Origin of the sequence: Vibrio penaeicida, from assembly GCF_002933855.1 — a bacterium.
Lineage (GTDB): Bacteria > Pseudomonadota > Gammaproteobacteria > Enterobacterales > Vibrionaceae > Vibrio > Vibrio penaeicida_A.
This window is the reverse complement of record NZ_BFAQ01000011.1, coordinates 202,668-224,916: the sequence shown is the minus strand read 5'-3', so window position 1 is coordinate 224,916 and position 22,249 is coordinate 202,668. Positions and strand designations below refer to the sequence as shown.

Below are 22,249 nucleotides of genomic sequence, written 5' to 3'. Positions count from 1 at the left end.
TGATTCCTGTTTCTATCGGTCACCGCGTTTTTGTTTATAACAGCATTAGTATCTAACACAGCTATCGCTCGTAAATAACAGGAGCAGTAAACATATAGCCATTTCCACGCATAGTTTTGATGTATTTATTTCCTTTATCACCAAGGCGATGGCGCAATCGACTTAACTGCACATCAATACCACGTTCCATGGGCAGTGCTTCCCTACCCCGTGTCGCAATAGAAATAGTATCGCGATCCAAAATTTCGTTCGGATGAGACAAAAACAGCATCAGTAAAGCAAAGTCACTGCCCGAAAATTCAATGACCTCATCCGTTTCAGAATGCGTAGCACGATGCGAGAGTGTATCTAACCGCCAATCGCCAAATACGATACTCCGAGATAATGACGGTAACGCACTGGCTTCGTCTTCTTGAACATGCATTCGCCTTAACAACGCTTTGATTCGCGCCATTAACTGACGAGGGCTAAACGGCTTCGCAATATAGTCATCCGCGCCGATTTCCAAACCAATGATCTGATCCGTTTCATCGGATACTGCTGTCAGCATGATAATAGGTACATTTGATTGCTTTCGAACTTTCTGACACAGAGTAAATCCATCGTCACCAGGAAGCATTACGTCCAACAAGATTAAATCCGGATACCCTTGCTGCTGTAAAAACTCAGCTAAGGCTACTCCATCTTCTACACTTGATACCTGAAATCCAGCCTTAGACAAATACTCTTCCAGCAACTCCCGGATTTCACTGTCGTCATCCACAACCAGAATATGAGTTTTTGTCTGCATATCTTTTGCCTTTAACACGTTAGTGCCTTACTAAGGAGGATACCCAAGTGATCTCAAGATCCTTGGATATAATCCAACACTTTCAAAGATAAAATGATTTTAGCTTGGATAAATTAGGCTTTGGTATTTTTATCAACAAAGTTTGAGCTCGTTATCAGCCTATATAAACTTAATATGAACTCGTACGCTCAAAAAAATTGAAAAGAAGAAAGACACTAAGTGAATAGAATTCAAGCATCTAGCTTCGATTTCTTATTTATAAGCCACACCAAACATTCAATTAGTTCATTCAAAATACCCAAACCAGCCATTTATTCTAGGGCTCAAAATACAACCACATTGAATAAATTATGGCTTTTATTTAATAATATTCCTCTGTTGATTAGATTTTAATCATGCTATACAGGCAGTTGAAATTACAAATATTTCAAGCAAATGTAGAAATTTATAATTCAAAATTTCGATAAGATATTTGTATGACACAGATCTCATTTATATGGCTAAGGTTTAATAGATTATGCGATAAAGTGCTCAATATATTGAGGTCTTTATAAATTATTTGTTAGAATCTGAACGTATTCGCGTTTCGGCGTGTCACAGCCCGCAAGCTAAGATCATCAATCAATGGTGACTGGTTTAAGTCGGTATTACACGAATTGGTTAATTTCAGGAAAGTCAATCTGTTGAATAATATGCTGAAAAAATTAAACCAAGTAGCGCGTTGGATATCTGGCGAAAGTGAAGATGTATTCAATCGAGTTCACCACGTATTTCTTTTACTAACATCAATATTTTTAGTCATTGTTGGTGTATTTAATACCGTTGCCAACATCACACCCATTCATTTTTCATTCATCCTTTACTTTGCTGCTGGATTAATGGGAATCATGTGGTATTACTCTCGATTCAAAAATCATTATCGAGTAGTAGCAATTTTATTTGCTGCCTGCTTAATGGTTTTTATCATACCAATAACTTGGTTTTCTAACTCAGGTTCATATGGTCCTACCGCGTTATATTGTTTAGTCACAGCGTTATATACCCAGAGTGTGTTGCGTGAGATGTCTTTATTGCGGTGGCCATTCATTATGTTTGCGGTGTGCCTCCCTTCAATATTGTTCAGTATCGAAACGTATTTTCCTAATTTGGTTATCCACTATACCTCTGATCATGCTCGTTTTCTTGACCAGCAATTCTCCTACTTTGCGGTTATGATTTTGCTGATGGTAATGATGTCGGGTCATGTATACCGTTACCGTATGGAAGCAATGCGTGCCCATAGCTACGCAGAAAAATTGAGACACTTGGCCGAGCGTGACAGCCTAACAAACCTCTTTAACCACCGAGTGATTTTAGAAAAGTCCAGACAAGTAAATGAAGTCTCAGAGCACGCTAGCTTAGTCTTATGCGATGTCGATCATTTCAAAAAGCTGAATGACTCATACGGACACCTTATGGGAGATGCCGTCCTTTCCGAATTAGCGAGGACGCTTGAAGCCGACTTTTTACCAAAAGGGTCATGTGTTGGACGCTACGGTGGAGAAGAATTTTTGATCGTTCTTCCCGTGGCATTGGATGATGCCAAAGTCATTGCGGAAAAAATCCGTATGGCAGTTCTTTACAGCAGCAGCCAGTCTTTAGAAATCACAATCAGCCTTGGTGTCTCTCAATTCCAGTTAGAAGACTCGGTAGCAGACACACTGAAGCGAGCAGACGAAGCCTTATATCGCGCAAAACTACTGGGTCGAAACCAAGTGGTTACCGCACCTATAGACAACGATAAAAACGCCACCGCTTCACCATCAGAAATCGCCAAATAATGCCAAAAGTGTCGTTGGTTCATACCTAATCCTTTGCCTAGCACATCTCGTTTCGAGCTAGAAAACAAACTTCCTCTAGATTTTTCTAATAATCAAAATTCTTGAACTACACTTAATGGAATTGTATTAGGTTGAGGGAAGTTATATGAGAACTAGAGCAATCATGGCTTACGTTTTCGGAGCTATATCGGTCATATCTGTCGTCACTTTTTTGTTGGGGTTTAATATTTTAAGCTCTGCAGGAAAGCTAAAACAGACATCCGAGACGAGATATGCTTCTTATCAAGTTGCTGACGAGCTCAGACAAAGTTCGGATGACCTAACAAGACTTGCTCGAACCTATGCACTAACGGCCAATGCCGATTATGAAAGCATGTACATGGACATACTTGCTATTCGTAATGGTGAAAAGCCTCTGCCCGAAAAGTATCATCAGATCTACTGGGATTTGGTCATTAATTATGGTGAAAAACCCAAACCAGACGGCAGAACTATTTCTATTCAGCAGCGGATGAAAGATCTTGGATTCTCCGACAAAGAATTTTCGCTGTTAAAAGAAGCTCAGAACAACTCTGATGCCCTAGTTAACTTGGAAGTAAAAGCAATGAATGCGGTTAAGGGCATCTTCCTTGATCCTAATTCTGGTCAGTACACCGTCAGGGGTGAGCCCGACCAATCGATAGCGGCCGAGTTACTTCATAGTAAGACATACCATGTAGAGAAAGCGAAAATCATGAAGCCAATCGATGGTTTCTTCTCTGAATTAGAAGCTCGAACATTTGGATATCTACAAAACGACTTTGGTTCGCTTCAGGGTGCCGTTACCATTACGCTCGCTTTAATGGCTGCGATGCTCGTGGTATCCATTATTGGTTTCATTCTGGTCAATCGCGTTGTGACTAAACCGGTTACAGCATTGAGTGAACAACTCAGTGCCATAGAGTCTAGTGGCAATTTAAACCATAGAATTAAAAATGTAGGTACAGGTGAAATCGGTGAGATTGCGAAACAAATTAATAGCATGTTGGAATCTTTGCATAACACGAAAGAAACCTCTTCACGTATTTCTTCTCATGTGCAAGATCTCGCCGCTGAAACGCATGGCGTGGTGTCTGAAAGCAGAACAAACTCCGATACCCTAACTCAAGAAACGAACTCAGTCCTTGTTGCGGTAGAAGAAATGGCGACCGCTTTGACTCGAGTAACAGAAGTAACAGTAACAGCCGAAAATGAAGCATCTCAAAACGATAAGAACGTAAGCGAAGGTCAATCGTCGATGCAACTTGCTGTGGATTCAATGACGACACTTCAAAGTGAGTTTGGTCATACTCAGCAAGCGATGGAAGGCTTGATTTCAGAAAGTGCTCAAGTATCTGGCGTGCTAGATGTGATTAAATCCATCGCGGAACAAACCAACTTACTGGCACTCAATGCCGCAATTGAAGCTGCACGTGCAGGTGAACAGGGACGAGGATTTGCGGTGGTAGCAGACGAAGTTCGCTCGTTGGCCCAAAGAACTCAAGATTCGACCAATGAAATCGAAGAAATCATTGCCAGCCTTCAAGAGAAAACAAACTCGATGGGTGGCACCATCAACCAAGCCGCGTCCTTAATGGGTACAGCTCACGAGAGCATTGATAAAATCGGTGAAGTCTTCGTTAAAATTAAAGACACTACGGGTACAATATTTAGTTTGAACTCAGAGATCGCACAGTCGACAGATGAGCAATCAAAAGTGTCCAATATGATTAATGAGAGCCTGACGCAAATTAACGATCTCACTAACAAGGTGGCGCATTCCATAGAGCAAGTCGAACATTCCGCTTCTAACCTCGATCAGCGTGCGAAAGAACTGGCAAATATGTAAGCACAGCACTTCTAATATTTGTATCAGAAAGATGCCTTTTTTAGAGGCATCTTTTTTTTGTCACGTAAAGGTCACATTTCAATCAATTACTTCGTTGTTTTCCTTTAAAAAAAGCTCAACTCTTTCTACGTTAAGAAGATAATTTCACTTCTGATGCATACTCATGATCATAAAAGTGCTCTCGAATTCAATTAAAGGTCAGATCGCATTTTCAATTGTGACCATTTTTGCCTTATTTCTTATATGGGTATTTGCTAATGGATACTTCAATACGCAGCAAGACATCTTGGGCACAATCCGCCACGACATTACCAAAGCACATACTTCATTACTTCAACTGCGCCGACATGAGAAAGATTTTCTCGCAAGGAAATCTGAACAATACACCGAGCGGTTTAAATCCGAGATCGCGGAATTATCTCAAGCGCTCAATGAAATTTATCTCTTAAGCGCCGAAGTCGACATTAATGTTCGAGATGATCTAAAAAGAACGCTCACTTCCGTAGGGCAATATAAAGACGGGTTCAATGCACTTTCTATTACTTATATGCATATCTATAAACCGACTTCTGGGTTGGTCGATAGGTTACTGCTCAATCTTGCGCAACTCAGATTAGAGCTGGGCAAATCACCTCAAAATGTAAAACAGCTTATTGCCGAAACGGAACATCTTGTGCTTGAAATGGGTGCTAACCAAACCTTCCTATTGCAAGTCGAAAACAAACTCCTGAAAGGCCTTTATAAAAAGGACGTTTCTGAGAAAAAAGCCATAATCGACAGCTTAAGAGCATTAAAGAATGACTTGTCACCTAACGAACAGAACGTCTATTCCATTACTTTACTTGAACAGGTATCTGAGCAAATTCATGACTTACTCTTTAGCCTTCGTGTTTTAGGGCTAGATGAAACGCTCGGTCAACATGGCGATCTTCGTAAGAACGCGCACTCCATTGAAGCCAATTTTCTCGAATTGAGTAAGCATGTAGATACCGTCATCAGCTCGTCTGAGGCAAGTATTGCTTCCTACCGTTTAATGTTATTTATCGTAATGCTATCTGTCTCGGTTGTTTCATTGCTTATACTTGTTTTAAACGCAGCAAAAATAGAGAAGAAGCTAAAATATTCAGTGAAAGAGGCAAAAAAAGCTAATCGAGCCAAGAGCTCCTTTCTAGCCAATATGTCTCATGAAATTCGCACACCATTGAATGGTATTATCGGCATGGCTGAAATCCTAAAAGGCACAAGCCTTTCCGCCATTCAAAAAGACTACCTCAAAACAATCGACTCTTCATCGCAGACTTTATTAATGCTCATCAATGACGTTTTGGACTTGTCTAAAATCGAATCTGGAAAACTTCAGATTTCGCCTCACACCTCGAATGTAAGAGAAGTCATTTACGATACGGCAGCGCTCATTGCCCCTAAATCGCATCAGTCGGGTATTCAATTAAACGTCGATGTTTCCACATCCATTCCTGAGCATGTCAAATTAGACGAACATAAACTTCGTCAGGTCATGATGAATCTCGCTTCAAACGCGATAAAATTCACCAAACAAGGTTCTGTTTCTCTTATCTTGTCTAGTCGCTCAATGGATTCTGGAAGCACCACTTTACTGTTCCAAGTGATCGATACTGGTATTGGGATTGATGTTTCCCAACAGAAAAAGATCTTTCAGGCTTTCGAGCAAGAAAATTCAGACACATCGAAAGAGTTTGGTGGCACTGGTCTTGGGTTAGCCATCAGTGACAAGATTGTCGAACTAATGGGAGGCAAACTGACGCTCGAATCCGAAAAAGGAAAAGGCTGCGAGTTTAAGTTTGAGATCACCTGCCCTATCGAGCCGGGGCATCAAGTACCAATTAGTAACCTACCTGCTGCCTATCTAATTAATATCGAGGAAGACACCGCTATTTGCGACGAGCTGAAGCATTTTGGTGTGTCATATTCAACGTATGATATGGAAAATGGCGAACCAGATATGCCCGAAAGTAGTGTTGTGCTCTGTCGTCAGATGGAAGAAGAACCTACCCATGCTTTACTGTCGCAAATTCGCTTAACACACCCAGAATTACCCGTTGTTTTAATCAGAAATAATCACCAAAAACATTATAATTTTGAACATTTAGTCGATGGCTATTTAACCGCCCCATTGTTCGGCCTACGACTTCTTACTGTATTGAAAGAAAGCGTGAATCAACATATACCCGATGCCACTTCTTCTTATGATTTTTCAATGGAAACCAATTCCAACGAATCCCCTCAAATACTGTTGGTTGAAGATAATGCAGTAAACCAAAAAGTTGCTCAGATCAATTTGGAAAGAATGGGTTTGAGAGTTTTTATAGCGAACAACGGGCAAGAAGCCGTCGATGCTTACCAAGCTGATCCAACCCAATTTGCAGCGGTTTTGATGGATTGCATGATGCCAGTGAAAGACGGTTTTGATGCAACAAAAGAAATTCGTATGCACGAAAGTCAAAATAGCTTAAACCCGATCCCTATCATTGCGTTAACAGCGAGCGTGTTAGAAGACGATATTCAAAGGTGCTTTGATGTTGGCATGGATGATTACTTACCCAAGCCATTCACCAAAGCAGTCTTCGTCGCTAAGATGGAAAAATACGTTGAAGGCGTGAAAGAGAGCGTTAGTGACTAGGCGGTTTCGCTTTCACTACGATTCAATCGCAGGAGTTTGTGCAAAATTCAAACAGCAATTAAGAAGTAAGCGTTTTCAGTGATGACGGCACAATGAACTTATGGGCTGGCGTAACAAACAACATGTATACACGGCCAAGATTATTGTGAACGTGAACAACCGTTGTCGCGTGGACTTGGATTTTATCCCCCTGCTCTTCCAGATAGAAAGAGACTTTGACGTTAAGGTGTTTGTCGTTGTCTTCAAGAATGACTTCTTGCTGATTAATGGAGTGCAATGTGAAGATACCTACTCGATCACCCACACGATAGTCAGCCGCCTTTTTATCACTTTGGAGATCTCGCATCTTTCCCAAATTTTTTAACCCAAAAACCCCCACAATTCGATTTCGCAGATCCATCAGCGCGTTCACCCATTGAGGGGATTTACTCATCAACTCTATGTACACATCCATTGCGGATTGGTTGTGGTTTTGAATGTATGTTGTAAACGTATCGTGGAAATAAGCGCCAGATATAAACTGGTGGATTTGAGCGTTTGTTTGAAATGTCATGGACTCTTCCCTAAATACAAAATTGAGCAAAGAGTAACATTGGAGGTATTAATAGATTACTAAGGTTTCGTGGCATCTTTTTTCATTGTTTTTTATTTGAACGACCAGTAAGCGTTCGTAATAGAGTACCCCTATTTGCCTTTCTAGTGCCCGAACACTCCAGCTTTTCTCGGACGCTTCTTTTAAATACCAAAGGCGCGCTTGTTCATTTTCTATCACAATAAGCTTGCTGTAATGAGACCAACTCAAATCCTCTTATTGCCATTCAAGCTTGAGGGTTTTCGGCTTGGTAGCCGTTAATGAAAACCCTCAATGAAAGAACGCTTACTGTATAAGGTTGGCTCTGTCGCCAGCAAGTTAGCGATAACTTGACGCTTTTTCTCTTTCGCTTCATCACAAGACTCTTCGAATAGTGTCATTAGTAAGTGACGAATATAGCTGACGTTAACTTCATCACGCTGTAGTAACTCTAGCTCAAAGTCGATGTCTGCTAAGATAAGTACCCATAAGAATTGGCGGCATTATATCAGAGGGTTATCGGTTTATCCTGATGTAGTTTCATAAACCTAATACTTAGCGAACAAGTGTATGACTAGAAATTGAAACCTCAAAAAACAAAAAGCAGGCTCAGCATTGGAATGCCTCACCCGCTTTGTAAAAGTCACACTATTCTGTAATAAGCTCTGGAACTTGATTGATACCGCTGTCGCCAATCGTAGGAGCACCTTCCACTTTCACTCCATCACAACTGATATAGACTTTTCCGTTACGCCTAATCTGTGTACATTCGTCAGGGATTACCTCTTTTTCAACTTCGACTTGCTTTTCAACCGTTTTAATCAAAGGTTCCTCCGTTACCCAACGGTACAACCGGTATAAGCCAAAAAGTAAAGAAACTATCAGAGACAGAATCGATATGATCGCTAAAGCCAGTTTCAACCACCCCCAAACTCGCTCTCTCTTCAATTTGGAGTTAGCTGCTTTTGCTTCTGCATGAGCTTTTTGTTCGTTAAGTTTCACTAGGTTTGCTTGGCTAATAGCTTCCTCTTTTTTGAGAAGCTCATCGCTCTCATTCTTGTTGAGTTCTTTCTCTAGCGTTTGTTTCTCTAGTTTCTCTTTATGAATAACAATTTCATTGGCTATTTTCTGGCGCTCAACTTCCAGACCCCTTTTCTGCTGTTCGTACTTTTGTTCGTACTCTTCCTGCAACTGAAGCTCTTTCGCCTGTTTATCTTGCAGCTGTTGTGCAAGCTCTTGCTCCCTTTTAGACGCTTGTTCTTGTTCCTGCTTCTGAAGGTTCTTATTCTCTTCCTTCTTCTTCACTTGTGAAAGCACTTGATTCCTCCGAATCACGTGCATCTGTGTTAAGTCTAGGCTGCGCATTCAGTATTCTCTCTAATTCTTCTGCCGTAACGTCTTCAGGTACAGGGACTAAACGCTCGTGAACAATCACCTGAGGGTCATTTATAAAATAGGGAACTTTAACTTCTTTAATCTTTATCTTTTCAACTTCAATTTCGACTTCCGTTGGAACTTGAACAATTTTTTCCACCTCGACCGGGACTTCTTTCTCGACGATTTTTTCAACCTCAACAATCTTTTCGATTTCAACTTCTTTTTCGATTTCTACGATTGTCTCTACAGGTACTTCAACCTCTCTCTCTACTTCAACCTCTACGATTTTTTCGACTTCAACGAGCTCCTCGACTTTAATCTCTTTAATCGTTTCAACCTGTATTTCTTTAGTTTTCTTACGTCTTCGAGCCCACACACGCATATATTTAATCATTCGCTTATACGTTTCTTCTCGGACAGACTTGCGATTATGATGCTGCTTAATCCTTTCCTTTAAAGAAGCTATCGATGATTTTTTCTTTCTTAATAAACGTAGCTTTAAGTATTTGAGAATTTCTTTCAGTAGCGCTTCACGCACAGATGCTCGCTTTTGCTTAACTTTCTTCTTAGTATTTTTAGCTTCTCGTCGTTTCGCTCTCTCTTCCTTGTTTTCGTCAGAATTAAGGGACAACAAGAGGTTCAACATAAAATAGACTGGATAAATTAACGCAGATAAGAAGCCAACGAAGAATCCAAATGGGTCTGACGGTTCAAAGCCAAAAAACTTAGTCACTGTTAAGATTGTTGCTTCATAGCTCTTACGCTTGAGATCTACCGTCGATGCATCGTCAACAGTTGAGTTCTTCCAATTGATTTGCTTCTCTTTTTCGACTTCTATATCTTCAGCCAACTTATCTTGCTGAGACTCCAGCGCAGATATACGTACATTTTTCTGCCTACGTTTTTGAACAAAGTCATCATTCTCAACTTTCAGCATATCGATTTGTATCTGGAAATTTTGAACTGAATTGGCACAATCTTCGACTTCCGCACAATTGAACGCAGTCTGTCTTCTTTCACTTGCTTGTTTGCTTAGTTCTGAGATCGATACATTGTTCCGTTCGATATTTCCTCTTAGCTCCCCCTGCTCAGCTCGAAGTGACGTTAACTCAATAGCTATGGCATCTAACCTTTTTTCCTTCGAACGAACGAGATCCTGAGAGTTTGCGTACAACAGCTCTGCCTTATTTATGTTCTTGGAGTCCGAGTTTGCTAGCGCACTTAAATAGCTGTTGATACCGGTATAGCTAAGAAAGGCAAAAGAAATCACAACGAGCGGCAAAACAAGCCATTTCAACCAGAAAACTGAATCATCCCATTTGCTGATCACTATGTATGTCCATAGCAACACTGCTAGTTCAGTTACGCCGAGCAGAAGACCAAAAGGAGATATCCCTTTTGAATTGAATAGAGGATCGTCGTCAAAGAGGATTGTGTAACCCTTAACATTAAACGTAATGATCAGAACCGTTAGTGCTAGTAAGATCAATGGCAGAGCTATCTGATCTCGCCAATTAATGTTAAAGCTTGGGATCCCAAGCTTTATAGAAGTTGATATGGTCATTCTTAATATCTCTCAACACTCATATATTTTTCAATATCTTGTTCCGTCAAGATATACATATCATTTCTACCAAATTTCTTCATGAACTTGTCGTAAAGGTCAGGGTTGCCTTTTACCTTGCTCCAATATGGCTGGTAGTCTTGATAGACACTTTGTATAAATTCAATCGTATCTGGTTTATTAGGAATATAAGGACGGTGGAAACCGACCTCTGCGCCTTTCTGAATTCTTTTTTCAACGCCCGATGCATAAATAAAACCGCATGACGAGTAGCACCTCATGTATTTATCTAGGTCGGTCGTCCAAGAGTTCTCATGGATATAATTGCCAATTTTTATACCTTCGTTTATCAATCCACCAGGGCTATGCAGCATCAGTCTGTTTAGTTCTATATTCTGCTTTTTATAATGATTCACATATGCCTGAAACTTAGAGAATGCCCCCTCTGTGATCGCTCCTTCTCCGTATAGGTAATTACCTTTTTCATCTTCACCTAACATGAATGTTAGCTTGTTTGAATACTGAAGTGGGTGTTTGAATTTCTCTGGAGCACGGAACTCAACGTCTTCCTGCGGTATTAAAGGTAACGACGGGTCTGGAGCGAACTCTAAGGCTTCCAATATAGCTTGTGCAGGGTTTTGCTTCTGTTTTTCAGAACTCTTGGTATTCTCTGGCGCTAGACCTTGAGGTTCACTGATCTGAGTATCTGTATCGCTCTTCGGGGTAGCTTGATCATTGCCTGTGTTTTTTTCTTCACTCGGACTACTAGAGCTCTTTTTCGGCTCGGCTTTAATATCTGAAAGCTCAGAAGAATCTTCCTGTGTTTTGCTCTCTGCTGAACTTTGCTTTTCTGTAGAGGCTCCTGAAGGAGTTTTAGGCTGTTTCGTTCTGCCTTCTTCTTGCTTAGATGGTGGTATGGCAGCATTTTTATCGGATGATTTACCTTGTTCAGATAAACTTTGATGATTAACCAAAGGAGATGGAGTTTGGGCTACTAAATTCTGCTTTGATTTTAACTCTGCAGCTTGTGCTTGACTTGCTTCTTTATTGATACTTAAACCCGACATCGCAGAGCAACCAACTAATGCAGGTATAACAACGATTCCAGCTAGAATATTTTTATTTGCAAAGTTTTTCTCTACACTTTGTTCGATTGTCATTTTCACCTTACAGTACATCATGCGATTCAATGCTGGGCATTCTATTTATTTTATAAATAGAACGCAATACCATAAGTGAAATAAAAAGTTTAAAAGAGACCATGTTGAAAGATAAATCAGGGTTAGATTTTTTATTAGGATAAAAGTCTACCAATCAATATTATACGTAGCCTTGTCCTCTTCCTCGCTCTTTTTACGTCTTAGCTCGATGGTTTGTTCGATCAATTGCCGTTGTAATTTGTCTTTCTCTACTGCGCTTTCATCTCGATTTAACTTAGGAAAAGTTGAACACAGTGATTCAGCCCGACCCATCGTCGATTCTTCAGCATCCACCAACTTATGTAGAATATATGCATATTAAGTCTTATCTTCACTTGTAGTGCATTGCTCCCATTGAACCTCTATTTCAGTACGCGCCTTCATTACTGATACTAATCTTGCTCTATACCCAAGTAACTCATCTTTATGACTTTTGACTCGTTCAGCGACTGCGACATTTTCTTCATTTAACAAGCTTACATAAGCTCCGTGCTTTCTAGCAGATTAATTACCATTAATAAAAGAGGTGCTTGCTTGCGCTATTAATTTCTAAAAACGTAAGCTCAAATATTCACTCCCTGGTAAGTTGATTGCCAACTAAAAGGAGCTCAGTTTACTTTTCGAACCCATCTTTCTTGTTTAAATACGCCATAGCTACTTCATATACGTAACTGCGTTAGACTCAATAAAAGTATCTAGATCTGATTAGTCGGTAAAAACTTTACGTCCAATTTTTACGAAAGGAAGGTGATAACGAGCAGTAGAAGCCCAAACGGCAGAGTGTTCTCAAATAGACCAAGGTACTCGCAGCTCGTTTTCGATTCAATCGAACCGAGGTTTGAGGCAATTAATTTCCATGCTTTCTCCATAATTGTGTTTGCTGAACTTATACGGAGATTATTGAACGGTTACGAAGCAGTAGAACAGCTTACTACCACTTTGATTATTGGGGCTTTTTCATTTCAAGTAAGGGGAAAAATCATTTTAACTTATAGTTATTTAAATAGCCTTTGACAGTGCTCTTAGACACTTTTAATTCCTCAGCAATTTTCGCGTAAACAATGACCTTCCACCATACTCACTAACCCTCGGGTTAAAGTTGGATATAGCCTTAATTCCGTGTTTAGTCGGTTGTTTTTAAATGCACGGCTTATGCATTGATATTAATAATGATGCAAGAAAGGGAATTTGCTTGTGCTCAAATATGCAAGCAAGCTCTTTTTAACAGAATATATTCTTAAGTAGATTGCCAGATAAGGAACAAGAAAATGCCATTTCAACCCTTTACCGTTTCAGTGAATATCCTGCTACTTAACTTAATTAGGTATTACTCGTAAAATGTAAGGAAAAATAGCTAGATGAGGTGTGGTTTTTCACTGACTCTTCGGCACCACTACGACACTATAAAAAACTAAAAGCCCGCTAACTCATAAAGTTAGCGGGCTTTTGTCGAATAATGGCACGCCCTGAAGGATTCGAACCTTCGACCACATCCTTAGAAGGGACGTGCTCTATCCAGCTGAGCTAAGGGCGCGCTACAGGAAAAGGATTATACGAGATGATTGAACAAGGTCAACGAATTTATCTAACATTCTGATTCGAATGACCAAAAAAAAGCCGGAATGGAGAAAAACGCACCGAAAGCCTAACTAGCAATCGTTTGCGCAATAGATATTGTCATATTTTTTTGCGACAATACGCCCAAAATTAAGCCCCATAACCTCAAGGAATAACATGTCTGCTCAAAATATTGATGGCAAACTCATTTCTCAAACTGTTCGTTCAGAAGTTGCAGCACGTGTAAAAGCACGTACTGATGCAGGGCTCCGCGCACCAGGCCTTGCCGTGGTTTTAGTTGGTGAAGATCCAGCGTCTCAAGTTTACGTAGGCAGCAAGCGTAAAGCGTGTGAAGAAGTCGGCTTTGTTTCTAAGTCTTTTGACCTTCCTGCTACTACTTCAGAAGAAGAATTACTGGCTTTGGTCGATGAATTAAACCAAGACGGTGAAATCGACGGTATTCTCGTTCAGCTTCCTCTTCCAGCAGGCATCGATAGCACCAAGGTTTTAGAGCGCATTACACCGAATAAAGACGTAGATGGCTTCCACCCTTACAATGTGGGTCGCTTGTCTCAGCGTATCCCTAAACTTCGTTCATGTACGCCGAAAGGCATCATTACTTTATTAGACCGCTACAATATCGAGTTGCGTGGAAAGCACGCCGTTGTTGTGGGCGCATCGAACATTGTTGGTCGCCCTATGACGCTCGAGTTGTTGCTTGCAGGCTGTACAACGACGACGTGTCACCGCTTCACGAAAGATTTAGAAAGCCACGTCCGCCAAGCAGATGTGGTTGTGGTTGCGGTTGGCAAGCCAAACTTTGTTCCTGGTGCTTGGATTAAGAAAGGTGCGATTGTTGTTGATGTCGGTATCAACCGTTTAGATTCAGGTAAACTGGTTGGCGATGTTGAATACGATGTGGCTAAGGAAAACGCGAGCTTTATTACACCAGTACCTGGCGGTGTTGGTCCAATGACCGTTGCGAGCCTTATCGAAAACACGATGCTGGCGTGCGAACAGTACAACAGCTAACGTTCAGCTGTCGTCATTGAATTGAATCAGTAATGATTTATTCCTACTAAAAAGCGAAGCACTGATGCTTCGCTTTTTTGTTGGTTCAAAGACTATTACTGTACAATTTTATCCGCGAGATGGCTCACCGCGATGCCAAAGTAGTATGAGCGATTCCACTTCATTAACACCTGATAGTTATTGTAAATCAGATAGGCTCGACCATTTTCGTCATCGGGCATAATTAACCATGCATCGATATCTTCTTTAGGCTGAGGAAGCGCTTTGCCGTTGATACGGGTAACCCCTAACTTATTCCACTCTGCCAATGTTTTTGCTTTGGCTTTCTGACGCCCCTCAAGGTTCATATCAAAGCCTGTGGGTACCGTTACCTGACGACCCCAAGTGTACTTGTCGTCCCACCCAGATTGGCTTAAATAGTTGGCGGTAGAAGCAAACACATCTGATTTAGTATTCCAGATATCTTTCTTCCCATCATTGTTGCCGTCGGCGGCATACGCTAGGAAGGAGCTAGGCATAAATTGGCACTGCCCCATTGCCCCAGCCCAAGAGCCTTTCATTTTATGAGGGAGGATGTGCCCTTGATCGAGAATAGTGAGCGCTGCCATGGTCTCTTTGCGGAAAAAGGCTTCGCGGCGACCATCAAAAGACAAGGTAGTGAGCGCATCTATCACGCTATAACCGCCTGTCAGCTTTCCAAAATTACTTTCCACTCCCCAGAGCGCGACGATGAATCTTGGTTGTACACCATACTCATCCCCTATTCGCTTCAGTTCAGTGTAATGTTTGTTGTAAAGCGCTTTAGCTTGCTTCACCTTCCAATTAGGTACTGCTCTGGGTATGTATTCATCCAAAGTCAGTTTTTTTTCTGGTTGATTTCGGTCTGCTTTTACAGCTCTTGGTTTATAGGTGACGTTTTCAAATGCCTTATCAATAATCGACTGAGAAATCCCTTTCTCTAAGGCCTCTGCTTTCAGCCCTGTGACATATTCATCAAAATCAGGTTGGGCGATTGCCACATGGCTCAAGCCCAAACCTAACAAAGCAACGAGTAGTTTTTTCAAGCCTTTCTCCCTGAGCGGCTAGCGTTATTATTTTTGCTTCGCCTTCTGCTCTTTATATTTTTCTAGTAAATTTTCTGGTGGTGGTGGAAGCTGAAGGAAGAAACCTTCACTTTCCATTGATTCTTTTACTTTTTCTACGTCTACTTGAGCCAGTTTACGACCATCAATTTTGATGACCATAACAAAGACAGGTTTACCAAACATGTCTTTTAAAGGCTGCGGAACCTCAGAAAAATCATCTTTCTTAGGAATGTACAGGTATGCCCCTTCTTTTTTAGGGCTTTTGTAGATAGAACACAACATATGAGACCTATTCTTGCGTATTTTTCTTCGCTAAAAAGTGAAGTTTTCGTAAAGTTTAAGAGATTTTGAACGTAAAGCGTCTATTTGACAATAAGTTGCTTGATGAGGATTGTGTAGAAATATAACATGCTACCATTTTAGGGTTTGAGCCCAAGCCAAATTGTTTGAAATTTAATCATGACAACATCCACGGATTTAAAAGGCAGCAGTTTTACGTTATCTGTCCTTCACCTGTCAGGCACTGACGTGAGCGAGAGTGTACGTTTTCTGCACGACAAAGTCGAACAAGCCCCTGCATTTTTCCAACATGCGCCAGTAGTGCTTAACATCGAACAAATGTCCGGTGATGTCGATTTTCAGCAGTTAAAAACAGGCGTTCTTTCGACGGGAATGATCCCTGTTGGCGTGACTGGCTGCAAAGACAAACGAGCACAATCTTCAGCTAAAGAAGCAGGCTTTGCCGTTATGTCTTCAAGTAAGACCACCACTGCTCCAGCCCAAATGGCGCCGACTAAAATCGTGCGTACTCCTATTCGCTCTGGTCAGCAAATCTATGCGAAAGATGGCGACTTGGTCATATTAAACCATGTTAGCGCAGGTGCAGAAGTGATTGCCGATGGCAGTATTCACATTCATGGCACTCTTAGAGGCAGAGCCATCGCCGGAGCAAGCGGGCAAAAAGAAGCAAAGATTATTTGCCACGATTTACAGGCTGAGCTGATTTCCATTGCAGGGAATTACTGGCTCAGTGACCAAATTGACAGTACGTATTGGCAGCAAAAAATCATGCTCAGCATGCATGAAGACCAACTGACAATCGACACCCTCACGATTTAAAAAGGAAAATTTGATGGCACGCATCATTGTTGTTACATCAGGTAAAGGTGGCGTTGGTAAAACCACCTCTAGCGCGGCGATCGCCTCTGGGCTCGCTCTAAAAGGTAAAAAAACGGCCGTCATCGATTTCGATATTGGTTTACGTAACCTCGACCTGATTATGGGTTGTGAACGCCGCGTGGTTTACGATTTCGTTAATGTTATCAATGGTGAAGCCACACTTAATCAAGCCATGATTAAGGACAAGCGCACTGAAAATTTATTCATTCTTCCTGCTTCACAAACTCGTGATAAAGATGCGCTCACAAAAGAAGGCGTACAGCGAATTTTGAATGAATTAGATGAAATGGGCTTCGATTTTATCATTTGCGATTCACCCGCTGGCATCGAACAAGGGGCGCTCATGGCACTATACTTTGCAGATGAAGCCATTGTTACGACTAACCCAGAAGTTTCATCGGTACGTGATTCTGACCGAATTCTAGGAATTCTAGACTCAAAGAGCCGACGTGCAGAAGAAGGGCTAGAGCCAGTAAAACAGCACCTGTTGTTAACTCGCTACAATCCGGAACGCGTAACACTGGGCGAAATGTTGAGTGTCGAGGACGTGGAAGAAATTCTGCATATTTCTCTATTGGGTGTGATTCCAGAAAGCCAAGCGGTTCTGAACGCATCGAATAAAGGTGTACCAGTGATTTTTGATGACGAGTCTGATGCAGGTCTCGCCTACGATGATGCAGTTGAGCGCTTGCTGGGTAATGAAAGAGCGTTCCGCTTCTTAACGGAGCAAAAAAAAGGCATCTTTAAACGACTATTTGGAGGCTAATTATGTCTTTATTGGAGTTTTTCCGACCACAAAAGAAAACATCCGCCAATGTTGCTAAAGAGCGCCTGCAGATAATTGTTGCAGAGCGCCGTAAGGAAGGGTCGGATGCCCCTACTTACTTACCACAACTAAAAGAAGATATTCTGAAAGTCATCAGTAAATACGTCGACATCGACCCCGAAATGGTCAATGTATCACTTGAACAAAATGATGATGATTTATCAGTGCTAGAACTCAATGTGAAGTTGCCCGACGAAGATAAATAATTAAGATAAATAAAAAACAGCGGCTAACTCAGCCGCTGTTTTTATGTGGAATTCTTAGCTTAACCAGCTAGTTTGAAACGGGTGGTTTGAACAAGTGGTCAAAGCTTAGGTTATCGCTCAACCATTGCTCAAAATCTTCCACTTTCATCGGTGGGGATACGTAGTACCCTTGCACCAAATCGCAGCCATTATTCATAACAAATTCCAGTTCTCGGAACGTTTCAACGCCTTCCGCCACTGTCGAGATTTCTAATTTTTTTGCCAGCGATAAGCTGGTTTCAATAATGGCTTTACTTACCTTGCTATTTTCGGCTTCATGAACAAAAGAGCGATCCAATTTAAGTTCAGTAAACGGAACTCGCTGTAATTGTTCCATAGTAGAAAACCCTGTACCGAAGTCATCAATAGATAAGCCAAAGCCCTTCAATCGAAAGCGAGTTAGAATATCCAAACTGGTTGTCGCATCTTTGCTGAGCAATGATTCCGTAATTTCGATCACAATGTGACGAGCGGGAATGTTGTGCTCCATTACCAACTCTTTCACTTGCCTAGGAATCTCCAAATTCGATAGACAGTAGTGAGAAAAATTCACAGACAACATCAAATCCCAACCGTTCGCTTTCCAACGGGCTAAATCGGCGATGCCCTGCTTGAAAATCATCTCAGTTAAGTGATTTATTAAACCTAGCTTCTCGGCAATTGGGATAAATACGTTTGGTGGGATGGTGCCTCTTTCGGGGTGATTCCAACGAGCAAGCGCTTCCACACCGACGACTTGTCTGCTTTGAATACAAAGCTGAGGCTGATAGTGAGGAACAATGTCACCCTTCACTATGGCTTGCCTTAATTCAGCACCAATCGCCGTGAGATTCACTCGGTATCCTTGGTTGCCCCCCATCAAGCCAGAAGAACTGAACATGCGTTTTAACTCTTCAGTATTGATAGGCTTAGACAATGCTCCGAGTACAGGGATTCCTCTTTCCTGAGCTATCTTAACGGCGGTTTGCAAAATACGATCGTCTTCACCACTGATCAAAATCAGCGAAGCGCTATGGTGCAATGCCTCCATATGACGAATTAACTCGACACCATCTAAAGACGGCATGTTCAAATCAGAAATAACCACATTAACTGGATTGAGCTGGCAGGAAATAGCCTCTGCTCCTTCGACAGAATTAGTGGTTAAGGTAATTTGAACAATCCCCATAGAGCTAAGTGCTCTTTCGAGCATATTCAATATGAAAGGGTCGTCATCAATTACCAGAACATGCAGTTGCTCAAACGATTGCTCTGTCATTTTCGGGTTCCGGCCTCCGGCAAATTCCATTGATTTTGTATTGATATTTGACTTACTTTAACATACAAAATATGTTACAAAAAGTTACATTTTATAATTTTGGTGAACGATTATGAGCTATTTCATTACCAAATGGCAGATGATCTCCGGCAAAATAACAATCGCTATGGTGGCAATTGCGGCGATTGTTGTCACTAAAGCGATCCTTAGTTTTCAGCTTTATTCTCAAGTTCAGGAAAATAATGCAACGATTAGCAGACAGAACATTCCTGGAGAGCTCGCTTCAATTAATTTGCTGGATGTGATTGGGGATATGAATGCCGATATGCTGCATTACATTCTTGGTGATGCCGCACGTGCTGAATCGTTTGACAATAACCGAGAGCAGTTCTTTCATTACCTTGATGTGATTGAGAAGTCGGAATCGGTCGATATACATACTGTGCAAGAACTAAGTAGCTTATTTTTCCAATTTGAAAATCGTGTTAAGCTCGATATTTTCTCTTTCTACAATCCCAGCGATGAAGTTTGGGCAAAAGCTCAAGTAACGTCCATGGTTGATACTACAGGGCAATCACTGCTCAACCTTTCAGAAAAAGTCCAAGTACTGGAATCTAATGCTCATTCTTCCAAGCTTTCTCTTCAAAGCGATGAGCTGTTTGAGTTGATTAACGATCTTAATCTGCAAATGAAAGTGTATGTATTAGGTGCTCAAGGTGTAAAGGAGGAATTTTCATCTTCCATTCAAAGGGCTGAGTTCTTACTCACTTGGCTCAAATATCTCCTTAACGAACCTTCATCTCATGAACTTATTGAAACACTGCGTGCAGAGCTACGAGTAATGCGCAATGGCGGATTTGAAGTATTTGAACGCTACAATAATAACGATAAGCAAGGCGTCCTTAAAATTGCAGAAGAAGTAACGGGGCAAGAATATAAGCAACTTTCCGACACCATTGGCCTATTAAGTGCTCGTCTAGATAGCCAAATGACGGAAAGGCTCACCGTTCTCGATAACCTAACCAACAATTATAACTATTTCTTATTTGGCTCTATCTTCGCCGTTCTAGTGTTTTGTACCGTGGTGACCATCTACATTTATCGCTCTATTAGTGCTCCCCTTCTCACCATCAATCAACAGATGAAAAGCCTTATAAAAGGCGATACCAGCATCAAAGTACCGTATCGGTATCGCAGTGATGAAGTTGGAGAAATGGCGCGAATGCTAGAAGCGTTTCGCCAAAATCAGATAGAAAGGAATCAATATCAACAGGAAGTGATCATCGCACGCGATAATGCCGAGTCTGCAACGAAGGCGAAAGCCAATTTCTTGGCCACCATGAGCCACGAGATTCGAACCCCAATGAATGGGATTATAGGCATGATTGACTTGCTCAACACCACCAGAGTCAATCGCGAACAGCAAAGAATGCTTAAAACCGTTCGAGAGTCTTCGTTTTCGCTGCTGAATATCATCAACGATATTCTCGATTTTTCTAAGATTGAGGCAGGTAAGCTCGATGTAGAGCAAACAGCACTCCCTCTTCGAGAAACACTGGAAAATGTTGTATCAACTCTATCGCCAAGCGCAGAAAATGCGGGCATTGTTTTCCAACTTTATATTGATCCAGAGCTACCAGAGGAGGTCCAAGGTGATCCGGTTCGATTGCGCCAGATATTGTTTAACATTATTGGCAACGCTATTAAGTTCTCGTCAAAGCTTTCAAGGCGTGGAGAGGTATCGCTCGAAGTTCATGCCTACTTTATTGACGTAAACCAAATCACCATTCAATTCGATATTAAAGATAATGGAATCGGAATCCATCAAGACCAAATAAGCACACTTTTCACTCCGTTTACACAAGCTGAATCAGATACAACACGTCGCTTTGGTGGCACTGGATTGGGCTTATCGATATCGAAACATTTAACAGAGCTCATGGGGGGAGAAATCTCGGTAAACAGTACCGTTGGTATTGGAACGACGTTCAGTATTCACCTAACTTTCCCATTCTCTCAAGACCCAAGTAATCGCGTAAATCCAGTACATATCGCTGAAACTCAGGTGTACGTCGACTTATCGACTGATTGGTTAAATAGCCATCTTCCAAGCTACCTGAAAACACTTTGTATCCCTTGGAAAAAACTGGATCGTCACCTGTTCCCAAACCTCAAGCTCACTGATCCTCATTGCATCATTATCACGGACAGCCTTGCAGATCTCGTGGCGATGGAGCCAGCAGCATTACACGATTCCATTAAGTATTTGGAATTATTGCCTCAGGCTAATATTTCTTCACAAATTAGCGAGCGAACTTTCTCTATCTCTGCACAGCCTCTCAAGCTTTCAAACCTAAGATACGGGTTACGAGTTGTGACAGGTATGGAAAGCCCATTCGATATAGCGCCGCATACCGAAGAACAATTGGAGATCAAGGAACTCAGTGCTGGAGAATCAAAAGGGCTCATTTTGGTAGCAGAAGATAACCCGGTAAACCAAGAAGTCATCAAAAAACAGCTCAAGGCATTGGGCTACGAATGCAAACTTGCAGACGAAGGCTTACAGGCGCAAGCCATTTATGAACAATATGACTTTGATTTGGTGTTAACCGATTGCCATATGCCAGAATGTGACGGGTACGAGCTCACTTCCGCTCTTCGCCAAAAACAAATCGAAAAGGGGCGAAGAATTCCCATCATCGCTGTTACTGCAAACGCAATGATTGGTGAGGCTAAGAAATGCTTAACTGCAGGGATGGATGATTACCTTCCAAAACCTATTGAATTGGAAAAACTCAAGCGGATGCTTCACGACTGGATGCCAAGTTCATACACAACTGCCAGCTCAGGAGTCGCGATGAACCTAGAAGTTGTTGATACCATATTTGGCGGTGATATGAATGCCTACAAACAGAGCGTTAATGACTTTATGCAATTGAGCTTACCGCAATATCAGGCTCTAGCAGATGTCGAAAGCGAGGAATTTGAAATGAGCGTAGTGGCGAACATTGCCCACAAACTGAAATCTTCTGCATCCACAATAGGGCTCGACGAGTTGTACCAATTGACACAAGAAATTGAAAATCATTCCAAGCTCGGATCGAAACCTGCGTTACTCAATACGCTAGCTCAGCTCAAAGCGTTACTGCCCAAAATTGAAGCCTTGATAAACAGTCAAAACAACGAAACGTAAAAATAGAAAGGAAGACCCTAGGCAAGA

At 41.5% G+C, this 22,249-nt stretch carries 17 protein-coding genes, 1 tRNA gene and 1 pseudogene; 8 read left to right on the top strand and 11 right to left on the bottom strand.

The window, feature by feature from the left end:
* Positions 1–61: 61 nt before the first annotated feature.
* Positions 62–790 (bottom strand): response regulator, encoded by a 729-nt coding sequence (locus tag VPNCDNU1_RS04525; RefSeq protein WP_104399253.1) that lies wholly within the window; start codon positions 788–790, stop codon positions 62–64.
* Positions 791–1,482: 692 nt separating this feature from the next.
* Here VPNCDNU1_RS04525 and VPNCDNU1_RS04520 point away from each other — a divergent pair.
* The 3 genes from VPNCDNU1_RS04520 (at position 1,483) to VPNCDNU1_RS04510 (ending at position 7,136) form a co-directional block, all read left to right on the top strand.
* The gene (locus VPNCDNU1_RS04520) at positions 1,483–2,610 is read left to right on the top strand and encodes a GGDEF domain-containing protein (protein WP_104399252.1); all 1,128 of its coding nucleotides are present in this window, start codon (positions 1,483–1,485) and stop codon (positions 2,608–2,610) included.
* A 145-nt stretch (positions 2,611–2,755) separates the two neighbouring features.
* Entirely contained in the window at positions 2,756–4,477 is a 1,722-nt protein-coding gene (locus VPNCDNU1_RS04515; RefSeq protein WP_104399251.1) for a methyl-accepting chemotaxis protein, read from the top strand.
* A gap of 163 nt (positions 4,478–4,640) precedes the next feature.
* On the top strand, positions 4,641–7,136 hold the full coding sequence (locus VPNCDNU1_RS04510) for an ATP-binding protein (protein ID WP_104399250.1): 2,496 nt from the start codon (positions 4,641–4,643) through the stop codon (positions 7,134–7,136).
* A 58-nt stretch (positions 7,137–7,194) separates the two neighbouring features.
* On the opposite strand, the gene VPNCDNU1_RS04505 is transcribed toward VPNCDNU1_RS04510, so the two are convergent.
* The 7 genes and pseudogenes from VPNCDNU1_RS04505 to VPNCDNU1_RS04475 all read right to left on the bottom strand — a co-directional run bounded on the left by VPNCDNU1_RS04505 (position 7,195) and on the right by VPNCDNU1_RS04475 (position 13,381).
* A complete protein-coding gene (locus VPNCDNU1_RS04505) occupies positions 7,195–7,689 on the bottom strand; it encodes a DUF2867 domain-containing protein (RefSeq protein ID WP_104399249.1) in 495 nt (164 codons plus the stop codon).
* Positions 7,690–7,737: 48 nt separating this feature from the next.
* Positions 7,738–7,938: a DUF1016 N-terminal domain-containing protein gene (locus VPNCDNU1_RS04500; RefSeq protein WP_104399248.1), complete on the bottom strand. Its 201-nt coding sequence runs from the start codon at positions 7,936–7,938 to the stop codon at positions 7,738–7,740.
* Between the two features lie 53 nt (positions 7,939–7,991).
* A pseudogene (locus VPNCDNU1_RS04495) lies at positions 7,992–8,186 on the bottom strand (type I restriction endonuclease subunit R, EcoR124 family); the annotation flags it as partial.
* A gap of 169 nt (positions 8,187–8,355) precedes the next feature.
* Positions 8,356–9,024, bottom strand: a complete 669-nt coding sequence (locus VPNCDNU1_RS04490; RefSeq protein WP_104399247.1) for a hypothetical protein — start codon at positions 9,022–9,024, stop codon at positions 8,356–8,358.
* The gene (locus VPNCDNU1_RS04485) at positions 8,990–10,648 is read right to left on the bottom strand and encodes a hypothetical protein (RefSeq protein WP_104399246.1); all 1,659 of its coding nucleotides are present in this window, start codon (positions 10,646–10,648) and stop codon (positions 8,990–8,992) included. The genes VPNCDNU1_RS04490 and VPNCDNU1_RS04485 overlap by 35 nt, the downstream gene beginning before the upstream one ends.
* Positions 10,649–10,650: 2 nt before the next feature.
* On the bottom strand, positions 10,651–11,808 hold the full coding sequence (locus VPNCDNU1_RS04480) for a hypothetical protein (RefSeq protein ID WP_104399245.1): 1,158 nt from the start codon (positions 11,806–11,808) through the stop codon (positions 10,651–10,653).
* 1,496 nt (positions 11,809–13,304) lie between these two features.
* Positions 13,305–13,381, bottom strand: a tRNA-Arg gene (locus VPNCDNU1_RS04475).
* Between the two features lie 200 nt (positions 13,382–13,581).
* On the opposite strand from VPNCDNU1_RS04475, the gene folD reads away from it, so the two are divergent.
* On the top strand, positions 13,582–14,436 hold the full coding sequence (gene folD / locus VPNCDNU1_RS04470; protein WP_104399244.1) for a bifunctional methylenetetrahydrofolate dehydrogenase/methenyltetrahydrofolate cyclohydrolase FolD: 855 nt from the start codon (positions 13,582–13,584) through the stop codon (positions 14,434–14,436).
* A gap of 95 nt (positions 14,437–14,531) precedes the next feature.
* On the opposite strand, the gene VPNCDNU1_RS04465 is transcribed toward folD, so the two are convergent.
* Positions 14,532–15,500, bottom strand: coding sequence for a lytic murein transglycosylase (locus VPNCDNU1_RS04465; protein WP_104399243.1), 969 nt, complete (start codon positions 15,498–15,500; stop codon positions 14,532–14,534).
* A gap of 27 nt (positions 15,501–15,527) precedes the next feature.
* Complete coding sequence (locus VPNCDNU1_RS04460; protein ID WP_104399242.1) at positions 15,528–15,803, bottom strand: YcgL domain-containing protein; 276 nt, start codon at positions 15,801–15,803, stop codon at positions 15,528–15,530.
* Between the two features lie 177 nt (positions 15,804–15,980).
* On the opposite strand from VPNCDNU1_RS04460, the gene minC reads away from it, so the two are divergent.
* From minC to minE, 3 genes are read left to right on the top strand one after another with little or no spacing between them, the layout of a single operon-like run.
* Positions 15,981–16,640: a septum site-determining protein MinC gene (gene minC / locus VPNCDNU1_RS04455; RefSeq protein WP_104399241.1), complete on the top strand. Its 660-nt coding sequence runs from the start codon at positions 15,981–15,983 to the stop codon at positions 16,638–16,640.
* Positions 16,641–16,653: 13 nt separating this feature from the next.
* Positions 16,654–17,466, top strand: a complete 813-nt coding sequence (minD, locus tag VPNCDNU1_RS04450) for a septum site-determining protein MinD (protein ID WP_104399240.1) — start codon at positions 16,654–16,656, stop codon at positions 17,464–17,466.
* A gap of 2 nt (positions 17,467–17,468) precedes the next feature.
* Complete coding sequence (minE, locus tag VPNCDNU1_RS04445) at positions 17,469–17,732, top strand: cell division topological specificity factor MinE (RefSeq protein WP_104399239.1); 264 nt, start codon at positions 17,469–17,471, stop codon at positions 17,730–17,732.
* 67 nt (positions 17,733–17,799) lie between these two features.
* Here minE and VPNCDNU1_RS04440 read toward each other — a convergent pair whose 3' ends face one another.
* On the bottom strand, positions 17,800–19,029 hold the full coding sequence (locus VPNCDNU1_RS04440; RefSeq protein ID WP_167404717.1) for an EAL domain-containing response regulator: 1,230 nt from the start codon (positions 19,027–19,029) through the stop codon (positions 17,800–17,802).
* Positions 19,030–19,141: 112 nt separating this feature from the next.
* Here VPNCDNU1_RS04440 and VPNCDNU1_RS04435 point away from each other — a divergent pair, with 112 nt between their 5' ends.
* Positions 19,142–22,222 (top strand): hybrid sensor histidine kinase/response regulator, encoded by a 3,081-nt coding sequence (locus tag VPNCDNU1_RS04435; RefSeq protein ID WP_104399237.1) that lies wholly within the window; start codon positions 19,142–19,144, stop codon positions 22,220–22,222.
* The last annotated feature ends 27 nt before the right edge of the window (positions 22,223–22,249 follow it).

Bases quoted from the DNA above. Each gene is read 5' to 3' on its own strand.
- VPNCDNU1_RS04525 (WP_104399253.1), bottom strand. From the start codon at position 790: ATGCAGACAAAAACTCATATTCTGGTTGTGGATGACGACAGTGAAATC.
- VPNCDNU1_RS04520 (WP_104399252.1), top strand. From the start codon at position 1,483: ATGCTGAAAAAATTAAACCAAGTAGCGCGTTGGATATCTGGCGAAAGT.
- VPNCDNU1_RS04515 (WP_104399251.1), top strand. From the start codon at position 2,756: ATGAGAACTAGAGCAATCATGGCTTACGTTTTCGGAGCTATATCGGTC.
- VPNCDNU1_RS04510 (WP_104399250.1), top strand. From the start codon at position 4,641: ATGATCATAAAAGTGCTCTCGAATTCAATTAAAGGTCAGATCGCATTT.
- VPNCDNU1_RS04505 (WP_104399249.1), bottom strand. From the start codon at position 7,689: ATGACATTTCAAACAAACGCTCAAATCCACCAGTTTATATCTGGCGCT.
- VPNCDNU1_RS04485 (WP_104399246.1), bottom strand. From the start codon at position 10,648: ATGACCATATCAACTTCTATAAAGCTTGGGATCCCAAGCTTTAACATT.
- VPNCDNU1_RS04480 (WP_104399245.1), bottom strand. From the start codon at position 11,808: ATGACAATCGAACAAAGTGTAGAGAAAAACTTTGCAAATAAAAATATT.
- folD (WP_104399244.1), top strand. From the start codon at position 13,582: ATGTCTGCTCAAAATATTGATGGCAAACTCATTTCTCAAACTGTTCGT.
- VPNCDNU1_RS04460 (WP_104399242.1), bottom strand. From the start codon at position 15,803: ATGTTGTGTTCTATCTACAAAAGCCCTAAAAAAGAAGGGGCATACCTG.
- minC (WP_104399241.1), top strand. From the start codon at position 15,981: ATGACAACATCCACGGATTTAAAAGGCAGCAGTTTTACGTTATCTGTC.
- minD (WP_104399240.1), top strand. From the start codon at position 16,654: ATGGCACGCATCATTGTTGTTACATCAGGTAAAGGTGGCGTTGGTAAA.
- minE (WP_104399239.1), top strand. From the start codon at position 17,469: ATGTCTTTATTGGAGTTTTTCCGACCACAAAAGAAAACATCCGCCAAT.
- VPNCDNU1_RS04440 (WP_167404717.1), bottom strand. From the start codon at position 19,029: ATGACAGAGCAATCGTTTGAGCAACTGCATGTTCTGGTAATTGATGAC.
- VPNCDNU1_RS04435 (WP_104399237.1), top strand. From the start codon at position 19,142: ATGAGCTATTTCATTACCAAATGGCAGATGATCTCCGGCAAAATAACA.